The organism is Kitasatospora sp. NPDC001540 (assembly GCF_042894345.1).
Lineage (GTDB): Bacteria > Actinomycetota > Actinomycetes > Streptomycetales > Streptomycetaceae > Kitasatospora > Kitasatospora phosalacinea_C.
Map to the genome: position 1 here is coordinate 1 of NZ_JBIAVO010000067.1, position 13,000 is coordinate 13,000.

The 13,000-nt window shown below is 72.6% G+C and carries 10 protein-coding genes and 1 pseudogene; 1 reads left to right on the top strand and 10 read right to left on the bottom strand.

Annotated elements, in window-relative coordinates; translation table 11 throughout:
• Positions 1 to 95: pseudogene (locus ACFY00_RS37305) on the top strand (ATP-binding protein); the annotation flags it as partial.
• Between the two features lie 91 nt (positions 96 to 186).
• On the opposite strand, the gene cimA reads toward ACFY00_RS37305, so the two are convergent.
• From cimA to ilvN, 10 genes are all read right to left on the bottom strand, one after another.
• Positions 187 to 1,791 (bottom strand): citramalate synthase, encoded by a 1,605-nt coding sequence (cimA, locus tag ACFY00_RS37310; RefSeq protein WP_388038493.1) that lies wholly within the window; start codon positions 1,789 to 1,791, stop codon positions 187 to 189.
• A 333-nt stretch (positions 1,792 to 2,124) separates the two neighbouring features.
• The gene (locus ACFY00_RS37315) at positions 2,125 to 2,688 is read right to left on the bottom strand and encodes a Uma2 family endonuclease (protein ID WP_388038496.1); all 564 of its coding nucleotides are present in this window, start codon (positions 2,686 to 2,688) and stop codon (positions 2,125 to 2,127) included.
• 98 nt (positions 2,689 to 2,786) lie between these two features.
• Positions 2,787 to 3,899, bottom strand: a complete 1,113-nt coding sequence (locus tag ACFY00_RS37320) for a branched-chain amino acid aminotransferase (protein WP_388038498.1) — start codon at positions 3,897 to 3,899, stop codon at positions 2,787 to 2,789.
• Positions 3,900 to 4,080: 181 nt separating this feature from the next.
• Entirely contained in the window at positions 4,081 to 5,118 is a 1,038-nt protein-coding gene (locus tag ACFY00_RS37325) for a 3-isopropylmalate dehydrogenase (RefSeq protein ID WP_388038501.1), read from the bottom strand.
• 62 nt (positions 5,119 to 5,180) lie between these two features.
• Positions 5,181 to 5,762, bottom strand: coding sequence for a Uma2 family endonuclease (locus ACFY00_RS37330; RefSeq protein ID WP_388038504.1), 582 nt, complete (start codon positions 5,760 to 5,762; stop codon positions 5,181 to 5,183).
• A 28-nt stretch (positions 5,763 to 5,790) separates the two neighbouring features.
• Positions 5,791 to 8,916 carry a S8 family serine peptidase gene (locus ACFY00_RS37335; protein WP_388038505.1) on the bottom strand — a complete coding sequence of 1,042 codons (3,126 nt, stop codon included), beginning with the start codon at positions 8,914 to 8,916 and terminating at the stop codon, positions 5,791 to 5,793.
• Positions 8,917 to 9,013: 97 nt separating this feature from the next.
• A complete protein-coding gene (locus ACFY00_RS37340) occupies positions 9,014 to 9,184 on the bottom strand; it encodes a hypothetical protein (RefSeq protein ID WP_388038508.1) in 171 nt (56 codons plus the stop codon).
• Positions 9,185 to 9,466: 282 nt separating this feature from the next.
• Positions 9,467 to 11,047 (bottom strand): phosphoglycerate dehydrogenase, encoded by a 1,581-nt coding sequence (serA, locus tag ACFY00_RS37345; protein ID WP_388038510.1) that lies wholly within the window; start codon positions 11,045 to 11,047, stop codon positions 9,467 to 9,469.
• A gap of 215 nt (positions 11,048 to 11,262) precedes the next feature.
• Positions 11,263 to 12,261 (bottom strand): ketol-acid reductoisomerase, encoded by a 999-nt coding sequence (ilvC, locus tag ACFY00_RS37350; RefSeq protein ID WP_030919509.1) that lies wholly within the window; start codon positions 12,259 to 12,261, stop codon positions 11,263 to 11,265.
• 97 nt (positions 12,262 to 12,358) lie between these two features.
• Positions 12,359 to 12,883: an acetolactate synthase small subunit gene (ilvN, locus tag ACFY00_RS37355; protein ID WP_388038514.1), complete on the bottom strand. Its 525-nt coding sequence runs from the start codon at positions 12,881 to 12,883 to the stop codon at positions 12,359 to 12,361.
• Positions 12,884 to 13,000: the final 117 nt, after the last annotated feature.

The following is a 13,000-nucleotide window of genomic DNA, read 5'->3' on the forward strand; positions in this document are numbered from 1 at the left end:
TCCCCATCATCACCCTCGACGCCCGACGCCGCGACAGCGCCAAGAGCGCCCTCATCACCCTCGTCGAACACGCCCTCCTCGCCCGACTGCGGTGACGGGCGCCCCGAAAGGGGTAATGGACACGCCAGAAGGGGGCGTGCGGAGCCTTCCGCACGCCCCCTGGGCACTTCCTCGCACCGACCGCCGTTACGGCCGCTGATCGGCCCTCAGCAGCCCGTAGGTGTACGCGTCCTCCAGCGCCACCCAGGACGCGGCGATCACGTTGTCCGCGACGCCGACCGTCGACCAGGTCGTGGTGCCGTCGCTGGACTCGATCAGCACCCGGGTCTTCGAACCGGTGCCGTGCTGGCCCTCCAGGATCCGGACCTTGTAGTCCACCAGCTCCAGCTTCGCCAGCGCCGGGTAGATCGGCTCCAGCGCCGTCCGCAGCGCCCGGTCCAGCGCGTCCACCGGGCCGTTGCCCTCGCCGGTGGCGACCTTCCGCTCGCCCTTCGCCCAGAGCTTCACGGTCGCCTCGTTGCCCGCGAAGCCGTTCGGGCCCTGCTCGCTGATGGTCCGCCAGGACTCCAGTTCGAAGAACCGCTGCCGCTCGCCGCCGTTCACCTCGTCGCGCAGCAGCAGCTCGAACGAGGCGTCCGCCGCCTCGTAGGTGTAGCCGAGGTTCTCCTGCGCCTTCACCCGGGCCACCACCCGGCCCGCCAGGTCGCGGTCGCTGGACAGGTCGTAGCCCAGCTCCTTGCCCTTCAGCTCGATCGAGGCCCGGCCCGCCATGTCGGACACCAGCATCCGCATGGTGTTGCCGACCAGCTCCGGGTCGATGTGCTGGTACAGGTCCGGGTCGACCTTGATCGCGGAGGCGTGCAGGCCCGCCTTGTGCGCGAACGCCGAGAAGCCCACGTACGGCTGGTGGGTGGACGGCGTCAGGTTCACCACCTCGGCGATGGCGTGCGAGATCCGGGTCATCTCGGCCAGCGCCCCGGCCGGGAGCACCCGGCGGTCGTACTTGAGCTCCAGCGCCGCCGCGACCGGGAACAGGTTGGCGTTGCCGACCCGCTCGCCGTAGCCGTTGGCCGTGCACTGCACGTGGGTCGCCCCGGCGTCGACGGCGGACAGCGTGTTGGCCACCGCGCAGCCGGTGTCGTCCTGGGCGTGGATGCCGAGCCGGGCGCCGGTCTCCGCCAGCACGGTGGCGACGATCTCGCGCACCCCGGACGGCAGCATGCCGCCGTTGGTGTCGCACAGGACCACGACGTCCGCACCGGCCCCGTGCGCGGTCCGCACCACGGCCAGGGCGTACTCCGGGTTCGCCTTGTAGCCGTCGAAGAAGTGCTCGCAGTCGATGAACACCCGGCGGCCCTGGGCGCGCAGGAACTCCACGCTGTCCCGGACCATCTCCAGGTTCTCCTCCAGCGTGGTGCGCAGCGCCAGCTCCACGTGCCGGTCGTGCGACTTCGCCACCAGCGTCACCACCGGCGCGCCGGACGCCACCAGGGCGGCCAACTGCGGGTCCTCGGCGGCCTTCCCGCCGGCCCGGCGGGTCGCGCCGAACGCCACCAGCTGGGCGTGCTCGAACTCCAGCTCGGCCTGGGCGCGGGCGAAGAACTCGGTGTCCCGGGGGTTGGCCCCGGGCCAGCCGCCCTCGATGAAGCCGACCCCGAACTCGTCCAGGTGGCGCGCGATGGCCAGCTTGTCCGCCACCGTGAGGTTGATGCCCTCGCGCTGGGCACCGTCGCGGAGCGTGGTGTCGAAGACGTGGAAGCCGTCGTTCGGGCGGCTGTTGGCCTCGGTCATGGCCCTGGGTTCTCCGTTCGGTGGAGTTACTGCGTCTGCCGGGATCGGGATCCGGCTCCACTGTCCAGCATCCCGCGCGCGTCCCCGGTGTCTCCAGACCCCTCGTGAGGGCCCGGTGCCGGTCCGGGAGGCAAAACAAAAGACCCCTCGCGGGTGCGAGAGGTCTGCGCGCGGGTCTGGACGCTCGTGGTCGCTCCGCGGTCGGGGTGGTGCCGTGGAGCGGTCACTGCGGACCGGCGCGCCTGCTGCTAATAATCAGCGAAAGCGAGGACACCCTCGCAGTCTTGCACACGTCCCGCGGGACGGGAGGGGCGTCTCGCCATCCGGAACGGGTCAGGCCAGCCGGCTGGTGTCGAGCTCGAATCCGAACGGTTCGGGCAGCAGCAGGGGGTCGCCGACCGGCACCGCGTTCCTCGCCTCGTAGTCGCCGTCCTCCGGGTGGCTGTACAGCAGGACCTCGTCCCGCTGGCGATCGACCAGCAGATAGAGCGGGATACCGGCGGCGGCGTACCCCTGTCGCTTGGCCTCGCGGTCCTTGGTCGGGTTGCTGGAGGTCACCTCGGCAACCATCAACACCCCCTTCGGGCGCATCCACGGCGGTTGCGCGTCGAACGCGCCCTCCTCTGCGAACGTCAGGTCCGGGATGTACCTTCCACCCGGCACGATCAGGCCCTTGTTACCGGCGACGGTGATGTCCTCGCCGGACAGCTTGAACACCCGACGCACGATCCGGCCGATGACGGCCTCGTGGTCACCGTCCGGCGGTGGCGTCACTGTGATCTCTCCCTCGATGATCTCGGCCTTGAACCCCTGCGGGGTGTCCAGGGCCAGGAAGGCGTCGAGGAGGTCGTCCTCCGGGCTGCGGTAGACGTCGGCGTCGTACATCTCGGCGGTCATGGTTCCTCCTTCCGATCCGGATCGTTCAACGAGTGGAGTGGCACCGAGGCTACCGGGCCCGGGCGATCCGCCATGGAATGCCCGGGCCCGACGGCGGATCAGACGATCTTGTGCAGCCAGCCGTGGGTGTCCGGGGCCTGGCCGCCCTGGATGGCGAGGAGGGACTCGCGCAGGCGCAGGGTGACCGGGCCGGGCTCGCCGGTGGCGACGGTCCAGTCGGCGCCGGCGGACTTGACGTGGCCGACCGGGGTGATGACGGCGGCGGTGCCGCAGGCGAAGACCTCGGTGATGGTGCCGTCGGCGTTGCCCCGCTTCCACTCGTCGGTGGAGATCCGCCGCTCCTCGGTGCGGTAGCCGAGGTCGGCGGCGAGGGCGAGGAGGGAGTCGCGGGTGATGCCGGGCAGGAGGGAGCCGGAGAGCTCGGGGGTGAGGACGGTGGCGTCCTCGCCCTCGCCGAGGACGAAGTAGAGGTTCATGCCGCCCATCTCCTCCACCCACTTGTGCTCGTTGGCGTCGAGCCAGACCACCTGGTCGCAGCCCTTCGCGGCGGCCTCGGCCTGGGCGACCAGGGAGGCCGCGTAGTTGCCCGCGCACTTGGCGGCGCCGGTGCCGCCGGGGGCGGCGCGGACGTAGTCCTCGGAGAGCCAGACCGAGACCGGCTTGACGCCGCCGGGGAAGTAGGCGCCGGCCGGCGAGGCGATGATCATGAAGAGGTAGGAGTTGGCGGGGCGGACGCCCAGGCCGACCTCGGTGGCGAACATGAAGGGCCGCAGGTAGAGGCTCTGCTCGGGCTCGCTGGGCACCCAGTCCTGGTCCTGCCGGACCAGCAGCTCGACGGCCTCGACGAAGGTCTCGACCGGCAGTTCGGGCATCGCCAGCCGACGGGCGGAGGCCTGGAAGCGGGCGGCGTTGGCCTCGGGGCGGAAGGTCGCGATGGAGCCGTCGGCCTGCCGGTACGCCTTGAGGCCCTCGAAGATCGACTGGCCGTAGTGCAGCGTCATGTTGGCCGGGTCGATCTCCAGCGGCGCGTACGGGGTGAGCTGGGCGTCGTGCCAGCCCCGGCCCTCGGTCCACCGGACGGTGACCATGTGGTCGGTGAAGACCCGCCCGAAGCCGGGGTTGGCCAGCCGGGCCCGGCGCTCCTCGTCGGACAGCGGGTGCGCGGTGGGCTTGAGGTCGAACGTGATGGGCGCCGGGGCGGTCGTGCTCATGGCTTTCTGTCCTTCACCGTGTGGTTGGGCGGGGCCTTCGAACCGTCGGGCGGGGAGAGAACGCACGACGGCACGGCCCACTGTCGATACTCGCATCCAGGGGGCCGTGCCGAACAGCCGGGCGGCTGTGCTCGCTGTGGTACCGGCCCACCGGCCGGAGGTGTGTCGTCCGGGCCGGGTGTCAGCCGGCTACTCGGGCGGCCAGCGCGTCGCCGACCTGGGAGGTCGAGCGGGCGCCGGAGCGCTCGGTGAGGTCCGCGGCGACGGCGGCCTCGACCCGGGCGGCCTCGGCGGTGAGGCCGAGGTGCTCCAGCAGCATGGCGACCGACAGCACGGTGGCGGTCGGATCGGCCTTGCCCTGGCCCGCGATGTCCGGGGCGGAGCCGTGCACCGGCTCGAACATCGACGGGAAGTCGCCGCCGGGGTTGATGTTGCCGGACGCGGCCAGGCCGATGCCGCCGGTGACGGCCGCGGCGAGGTCGGTCAGGATGTCGCCGAACAGGTTGTCGGTGACGATCACGTCGAAGCGCTCGGGCTGGGTGACGAAGAAGATCGTCGCCGCGTCGACGTGCAGGTAGTCGGTGGTGACCTCGGGGAACTCCCGGCCGACCTGCTCGAAGATCCGGGTCCACAGGTGGCCGGCGTGCACCAGCACGTTGTTCTTGTGGACGAGGGTGAGCTTCTTGCGCGGGCGGGCCTGCGCCCGGCGGTAGGCGTCGCGGACGACCCGCTCGATGCCGAACGCGGTGTTCAGCGACACCTCGGTGGCGACCTCCTGCGGGGTGCCGGTGCGCAGCGTGCCGCCGTTGCCGACGTACGGGCCCTCGGTGCCCTCGCGGACGACCACGAAGTCGATGTCCGGCTCGCCGGCCAGCGGCGACTTCACGCCCGGGAAGAGCTTGCCGGGGCGCAGGTTGATGTGGTGGTCGAAGGCGAACCGCAGCTTGAGCAGCAGCCCGCGCTCCAGCACCCCGGACGGCACGCTCGGGTCGCCGATGGCGCCGAGCAGGATCGCGTCCTGGCCCTTGAGCTCCTCCAGGACCGCGTCCGGGAGGGTCTCCCCGGTGCGGTGGTAGAGCCGTGCACCGAGGTCGTACTCGGTGGTCTCCAGCTTGGTGTCGGAGGGCAGGGCGGCGCGGAGCACCTTGAGGCCCTCGGCCACGACCTCCTGGCCGATGCCGTCACCCGGGATCACTGCGAGACGAATGGTGCGAGACATACCCCGGACAGTACAACCGTCCCACGGCCTGGGCACGGACCGTCCACGATCCGGACGCGGCGTCAGGCCAGCTCGACCTCGACCGGGAACGGCACATCGAGCTTAAGGATTCCGTGGTGGATTCCTGCCACCCCGTAGCCCTTGGTCGCCGGGTCCAACTCGTATACGTAGACGACGGGTCGGCCGTTGTCGCTCTCCACCCGCCAGAAGTGTCGGATGCCTGCGGCGGCGTACTTCCTCGGTTTGGTCTCCCGGTCGCGTTCCTCCGACTCCTCCGAGACCACCTCGACCGCCAGCATGACGTCCTCCGGTTCGCAGTACGTCTGCTTCGGACCGGTGACGACCTGCTGGTTCACCACCATCAGGTCGGGCTCGGGACGATTGCGCCGGTTGAGCTTGACGTTCATCTCCCGCCACACCTCCCACCCGGCCGGTGCAGCGTCGGCCAGCGCTTGTTCGAGGAGCCGGAGCGTACGCATGTGGAACAACGTCTGCGGACTCACGAAAACCAGGCTCCCGTCGATCAACTCCGTGTGCGGCGGGAGGTCCGGCAGCCGGTCCAGATCGTCGGCGGTGTAGCCGCCCACGGGCGGGCGGAGCCAGTCCGGGTACGGGTCCTGGTCGACGCTCATCAGTGCTCCCATGGTGGGGATTCTGGCCTGTGCTGCCAGGCTACCGGGCCCCTTCCCGCCCGGGGTCACCCTTCGGAGTGAGGAGCTGGACGCGCTGCCCGACCGGGTTCAGGTGGTGGATCACCAGGGCGTTCGCGAGCGGGGTGTGCAGCACCTGGCCGGGGTGGACGGGGGTGAGGACGGGGGTGGCCAGGGCCGGGTCGAACGGGAAGGGGCCGAGGGTGGCGAGGGCGTCGGCCGGGTCCTCGGAGGGGCCGGTCCAAACGCTGTAGCGGGGGTGGGTGAGCGGCGGCAGGGCCGCGAGGCGGACGGGCAGCAGCAGGGTGTCGGAGTCGAGCAGGGCGGTGTCGGTGTCGCCCCAGCGGCCGTTGAGCGGCTGGACGTCGAGCTCGGCGCCGGTGCGGGCGTCCAGGGTGCGGGCGACCAGCACGTCGCTGCCCTTGAGGCGGTCGGCGACCACGGTGGCGTCGGGGGTGCCGTCGCCGTCGGCGTCGAGCGAGGCGCGCACGCCGAACGTCCCGGCGGGGGTGGCGGCGGGGGCCCACAGGACGGCGGCCAGGTAGAGGGTGCCGTGGCCGTCGACGGCGGCCGCGGCGTGGCGGAGGTCGGCGGCGCGCTCGGCCGGGTCGTCGACGCAGGTCTCGGTGCCGGCGGCGGGGCAGTCGGGCCGCCGCGGGCCCTCGCCGCCCGGCTGCAGGACGGTGAGCAGGCCGGGGCGGGGGTTCCCGGAGACGGCGAAGGTGGCCGCGGTGCCGAGCGCGGTGGCGTCGGAGGCGGCCCGCGGGGCGGCGAACAGCGGGACGCGCAGCGGCGGGAGGGTGTCGTCCGCGGGGGTGAGGGTGAGCCGGCCGGAGAGTTCGCCGCGGTAGCTGCGGGCGTGCCCGGCCTGCAGCAGGTCGAGGGTGGGGTCGGGGGCGCGGCCGAGGTCGGCGCCGAGCCGGAGCGTGACGGTGACGGTGGCGCTGCCGTGCGGCGGCAGGTCGACCCGGGCGGGCGCGATCCCGAAGGAGGCCCCGGGCAGCGTGGTGGCGGGCGCGTAGCCGGTGGCGTAGGAGAGCGGCCGGTCCCCGAGGTTGCGGACGGTGACCTCGCGGGTGGCGGTGGTCGCCCCGGTGGCCTCGACCACGCCGAAGGAGACGCCGACCGCGCCGTCGACCTGCGCCGCGTACGCCAGCGCGGGGGTGCGGACGGCGGCGTCGGCCCGGACCCGGCCGCTGCCGGTGCGTTCGGGGCCGTACGCCGGGCCGGTGCCGCCGTCGTGGAGGTGGGTGTCGGTGGCGGTGTCCATCAGCGCGGCCTTGACCTCGGCGGCGTCGTAGTCGGGGTGCGCGGAGCGGACGAGCGCGGCCAGGCCGGACAGGTGCGGGGTGGCCATCGAGGTGCCGTCCTCGCGCATGCCGCCGCTGCCGCTGCCGGCCTTGGCGGACCAGATGGTCTCGCCGGGGGCGGCCAGGTCGGGCTTGACGATGCCGTCGACGCCGATGCCGCGGGAGGTGAAGGAGGCGAGGGTGTCGGTGCGCTGCGGCTGGTCCTGCGGGACGGCGCCGTGCAGCGGGTTGCCGGGGGTGGCGAGCCGGACGGTGACCGGGCCGTCGCCGAGCGCCGCCAGCAGCCGCGTCCCGTCGGCGCGGGCCAGGATCGCGGCGGGGATCCGGCCGTCCCCGGCGATCTCGCCGAGGTTGTCGCCGTCGGCGGCGTAGAGGGCGCCGACGGCTCCGGCGTCGGCGGCGTGGTCGGCGCGCGGGGCGGAGCCGCAGGCCCGGTCCGGGTCCTTGGTGGTCCAGCGCAGCACGGCGACCTTGCCGCGCAGCCGGTCGGCGTCGGCGGGCGAGAAGGGCGCGCAGCCGTCCGACTGGTCGACGGGGACGGCGAGCCGGCCGCTGACCTCGGTGTCGTCCCAGTGGGTGTACTTGCTGCTCCAGTGCGCGGGGACGTTCCCGGCCAGGGCGGCGGGGGCGAGCACGGTGATGCCGTCGGCGTCGCCGTGCGCGTCGACCGAGGCGGCGGCGGTGAGCACCCGGGCGGCGGTGCCGGGGCTGCCGCCGATGCCGTACGCGTCGCCCTCGTTGCCGGAGGCGGCGACCACCACGGTGCCGAGGGCGGCCAGCCGGTCGGCGGCCAGCGCGTCGGCGTCGCCGGGGCGGCCGTAGGGGCTGCCGAGCGAGAGGTTGACCACGTCGAGGCGGTCGGAGAGGTCGCCGTCGCCGTTCGGGTCGGCGGCCAGGTCGAGGGCGGCGGCGAGCTGGTCGGTGGAGCCCTCGCAGCCGAACACCTTGATCGCGTAGAGCTGGGCGCCGGGGGCCGCGCCGGGGGCGACCCGGAAGTCGGCCGGGTCCAGGCCGGGCCGGTAGGGGCCGCGGTAGGGCCTGCCGTCGGCGGTGACGCCGAGCCCGGCGGCGGTGCCGGCCACGTGGGTGCCGTGGCCGTTGGCGGCGCAGTCCAGCGGGTTGTCGTCGGGGTGCGGGTCGGGCTGGTGGTGGGGGGCGGCCGGGTCGGGGTCGTAGTCGTCGCCGACCAGGTCCTTGCCGCCGACCACCTTGGCGTTGGGGAACAGTCCGGCGGGCGCGGGCTTCGCGCCGTCCACCGCGCGGTACGCCTCGACGGTGCCGGGGCCGCCGAAGTCGGCGTGGGTGTAGTCGATGCCGAAGTCGACGACGCCGATCCGGACGCCCTCGCCGGTGTGGCCCGCGGGGCCGTCCCAGACCTGCGGGGCGCCGGTGAGCGGCACCGAGTACCCGTTGGCGCGCTGCTTGAGCGCGACGGGGCGGACGGCCCGCACCCCGGGCAGGGCGGCCAGCCGCGGGAGTTCGGCGGCGGGCAGCCGCAGCGCGAGGCCGCTGACCAGGGTGCGGGTGCGGTAGAGCGGGCGGGCCTCGGGGGCGGCGCGTCGCAGGGCGGCGGTGAGCGCGTCCAACGAGCGGTCGGCGGCGGCCCGTTGGGCGTTCCCCGCGCTCGCGGCGGCGCGCCGGGTCTGGTCGGGGGTGCGCAGTTCCCGGCGGGCGTCGGCCCGGGCGCGCTGCCAGGCGGTGGCGGCGGGCTCGGTGTCGAGCTCCAGGAACACGGTGGCGCTCGGGCCCCGCACCGGCCGGGCGGCGGCCGCCGTCGCGGGGACGGCGGCCGGGACGAGCAGGGCGAGGGCTGCGAGGAGGCCGAGGGGGGTGCGCACGGGCCCAAACTAGGCCGCGGCGCGGGGGCGGGGGGCGGAGGTTCACTCGATGGGTGACCCTCCGTCACCCGTCCGGCGCAGTACGGGCGTTGGGGGGTCAGTCGCCGATCGGGCCGCCGTTGTCACGGCGGTCGAGGGCGCGCTGCAGGGCGGCCGCGGTGCGGGGGTCGGCCGGGAGGGCGCGACGGCGGCGCGGGGCCGCGGCGGTGGCGGCGGAGGACGCGGCGGTGGCGGTGGGGGCGGTGGTGCGGTCTGCGACGAACGGCATACCGGGCTCCTTGGTGCGGGGGCGCAGCGGCGCGCTGGAGGGAGGATCGGGGGTACGCCGAGCAGGGGTCGCCTGCCGCACCGCGTACGGGTCGTACGGGCCACGCGCCCCGGAGTTGCGGGGGTGGCGCACCGTACGACTACTCCACGGTACGACGTGGAGGCCGCGCGGTCAGCAGATTTACTTGGATTTCCTAGTATCTGAGACGGGATTCGCTCCCGGGTACGCGAACGGCCCTTCCGCCTCAAGGTCGGAAGGGCCGTTCGGGAGTGCTGCGGGGCGTCAGCCCAGGTTGACCGAGCGGGCGAACTTGGCGCCGATCGCGGCGGCGATCTCGGCCAGGACCTCCTGGGAGACCTCGCTGTCCACGGTGATCGAGGCCAGCGCGCTGTCGCCGTCGCGGGCGACCTGCATGCCCGCGATGTTGATGCCGGCGTCGCCGAGGATCCGGCCGAGGGTGCCGACCACGCCGGGGCGGTCCTCGTAGTGGAAGAACGCCATGTGGTCGGTGAGCGCCACGTCGACGTCGAAGCCGTCCACGCCGACGATCTTCTGGGTCTGCTTCGGGCCGGAGAGCGTGCCGGAGATCGACACCTCGCCGCCACCGGCCAGGGTGCCGCGGACGGTGATCACGTTGCGGTGCTCGGGCGACTCGCTGGAGGTGGTCAGCCGCACCTCGACGCCGCGCTCCTGGGCGAACAGCGGGGCGTTGACGTAGGACACCGTCTCGGCCACCACGTCCTCGAACACGCCCTTCAGCGCGGAGAGTTCGAGCACCTTCACGTCGTGCTGGGTGATCTCGCCGCGGACCTCGACGTCGAGGCGGACGGCGACCTCGCCGGCCAGCGCGGTGAAGATCCGGCCGAGCTTCTCGGCCAGCGGCAGGCCCGGGCGCACGTCCTCGGCGATCACGCCGCCCTGGACGTTGACCGCGTCCGGCACCAGCTCGCCGGCCAGCGCCAGGCGCACCGACTTGGCGACCGCGATGCCGGCCTTCTCCTGCGCCTCGTCGGTGGAGGCGCCCAGGTGCGGGGTGGCGACCACGTTGTCGAAGGCGAACAGCGGCGAGTCGGTGCACGGCTCCTTGGCGTACACGTCCAGGCCGGCGCCGGCCACCCGGCCCTCCTGGAGCGCCCGGACGAGCGCCTCCTCGTCGACGATGCCGCCGCGGGCGGCGTTGACGATCCGCACGGTCGGCTTGACCTTGTGCAGCGCCTCGTCGCCGATCAGGCCGATGGTCTCCGGGGTCTTCGGGAGGTGGACGGTGATGAAGTCCGAGACCTCCAGCAGCTCCTCCAGGGAGAGCAGCTTGACGCCCATCTGGGCCGCACGGGCGGCCTGGATGTAGGGGTCGTACGCGACGATCTTCATGCCGAACGCGGACATCCGCTGCGCGACCAGGACGCCGATCCGGCCGAGGCCGACCACGCCGAGGACCTTCTCGCTCAGCTCGACGCCGGTGTACTTGTTGCGCTTCCACTCGCCGCCCTTGAGCGCGGCGTTGGCGGGCGCGATGTTGCGGGCGACCGAGATCAGCAGGCCGCAGGCGAGCTCGGCGGCGGTGACGATGTTGGAGGTCGGCGCGTTGACGACCATCACGCCGGCCTTGGTGGAGGCGGCCACGTCCACGTTGTCCAGGCCGACGCCGGCCCGGGCGACGACCTTGAGCTTCTTCGCGGCGGCCAGCGCCTCGGCGTCCACCTTGGTGGCGGAGCGGATCAGGATGGCGTCCACGTCGGCGATCGCGGTCAGCAGCTCGGCGCGGTCGGCGCCGTTGCAGTGCCGGATCTCGAAGTCGGGGCCCAGCGCGTCGACGGTGGCGGGCGACAGCTCTTCGGCGATCAGTACGACAGATTTGCTCACGACAGTGTGTCCTTAACTGTCCGGTTCACCCCGCCGCACGGAGGTGGCGCGCACAGGGCGGGGGAAGGTGGCATGTCGCGTAGCTAGACGCACGACGCTGTGGGCCTGACGCGTGGTTCGGAGTCTATCGGCGGGGTGGTGCGGGGACTGCTCCCGTCCGGCGAAATCACCCGGACGGGAGCAGCCTTGTTGTACAACCGGAACGGACCGGAGGATCAGGCCTCCTGGTCCACCCAGCTCATCAGCTTGCGCAGCTTCTTGCCGGTGGTCTCCAGCAGGTGCTCGCTGTCCGCGTTCTTGTACTCGTTGTACTTCGGCAGACCGGCCTTGTACTCGGCGATCCAGGTGTTGGCGAAGGTGCCGTCCTGGATCTCGGCGAGGACCTTCTTCATCTCGGCCTTGGTGTCGGCGGTGATGATGCGGGGGCCGGTCACGTAGTCGCCCCACTCGGCGGTCTCGGAGACCGACCAGCGCATCTTCTCCAGGCCGCCCTCGTACATCAGGTCGACGATGAGCTTCAGCTCGTGCAGGCACTCGAAGTAGGCGATCTCGGGCTGGTAGCCCGCCTCGACCAGGGTCTCGAAGCCGGCCTTCACCAGGGCGGCGGTGCCGCCGCAGAGGACGGCCTGCTCGCCGAACAGGTCGGTCTCGGTCTCCTCGGTGAAGGTGGTCTTGATGACGCCGGCCTTGGTGCCGCCGATGCCCTTGGCGTACGACAGCGCCAGGTCGAAGGCCTTGCCGGTGGCGTCCTGCTCGACGGCCACGATGCAGGGGACGCCGCGGCCCTCCTGGTACTGGCGGCGCACCAGGTGGCCCGGGCCCTTCGGGGCGACCATGCAGACGTCGACGTCGGCCGGCGGCTGGATGAAGCCGAAGCGGATGTTCAGGCCGTGGCCGAAGAAGAGGGCGTCGCCCGCCTTCAGGTTCGGCTCGATGGCCTCCTTGTAGACGTCGGCCTGGATCGGGTCCGGAACCAGGATCATGATGACGTCGGCCTCGGCCGCGGCCTCGGACGGGGTGACCACGCGCAGACCCGCCTCGGCGGCCGCGGCACGGGACTTGGAGCCCTCCAGCAGGCCGACGCGGACGTCCACGCCCGAGTCGCGCAGCGACAGCGCGTGGGCGTGGCCCTGGCTGCCGTAGCCGATGACCGCGACCTTGCGGCCCTGGATGATGGACAGGTCGGCGTCGTCTTCGTAGAACAGCTCGGCCACGGGGGCACATCTCCTTGCGTGATGGTGATGCCGGGGTTCCTACCGTAGGCGCACCCGGCGGACTTCGATGGCAGTGCTCAGGTTGTAAGACGCCCGCTCAGGCGGAGCGCTCCAGCGCGCGCAGCGAGCGGTCGGTGATCGAGCGGGCGCCGCGGCCGATGGCGACCAGGCCGGACTGCACCAACTCCTTGATGCCGTACGGCTCCAGCATCCGCAGCATGGCCTCCAGCTTGTCGGAGGAGCCGGTGGCCTCGATGGTCACCGCATCGGGTGACACGTCGACGGTCTTGGCGCGGAACAGCCGGACGATCTCGGTGACCTGGGAGCGGGTCTCCGCGTCGGCCCGGACCTTGACCAGGACCAGCTCGCGCTGGACGGCCTGGGACTGGTCCAGCTCGACGATCTTGATCACGTTGACGAGCTTGTTGAGCTGCTTGGTGACCTGCTCCAGCGGCAGCTCCTCGACGTTGACCACGATGGTCATCCGGGAGATGTCGGGGTGCTCGGTCGGGCCGACCGCGAGCGAGTCGATGTTGAACCCGCGGCGGGAGAACAGCGAGGCGATCCGGGCGAGCACGCCGGGCTTGTTCTCGACCAGGACGGACAGGGTGTGCTTGGACATGGTGGTCATCGCTTTCTGGTCCGGTCAGTCCAGGTCGTCGCCGAAGTCGGGGCGGACGCCCCGGGCGAACTGGATCTCGTCGTTGGAGGTGCCCGCGGCGACCATCGGCCAGACCAT

Excerpts from the sequence above, each read along its gene's own strand:
- ACFY00_RS37325 (WP_388038501.1), bottom strand. The coding sequence starts at position 5,118 with ATGTCTCGCACCATTCGTCTCGCAGTGATCCCGGGTGACGGCATCGGC.
- ACFY00_RS37330 (WP_388038504.1), bottom strand. The coding sequence starts at position 5,762 with ATGGGAGCACTGATGAGCGTCGACCAGGACCCGTACCCGGACTGGCTC.
- ilvN (WP_388038514.1), bottom strand. The coding sequence starts at position 12,883 with ATGTCCAAGCACACCCTGTCCGTCCTGGTCGAGAACAAGCCCGGCGTG.
- ACFY00_RS37340 (WP_388038508.1), bottom strand. The coding sequence starts at position 9,184 with ATGCCGTTCGTCGCAGACCGCACCACCGCCCCCACCGCCACCGCCGCG.
- ACFY00_RS37315 (WP_388038496.1), bottom strand. The coding sequence starts at position 2,688 with ATGACCGCCGAGATGTACGACGCCGACGTCTACCGCAGCCCGGAGGAC.
- cimA (WP_388038493.1), bottom strand. The coding sequence starts at position 1,791 with ATGACCGAGGCCAACAGCCGCCCGAACGACGGCTTCCACGTCTTCGAC.
- ACFY00_RS37320 (WP_388038498.1), bottom strand. The coding sequence starts at position 3,899 with ATGAGCACGACCGCCCCGGCGCCCATCACGTTCGACCTCAAGCCCACC.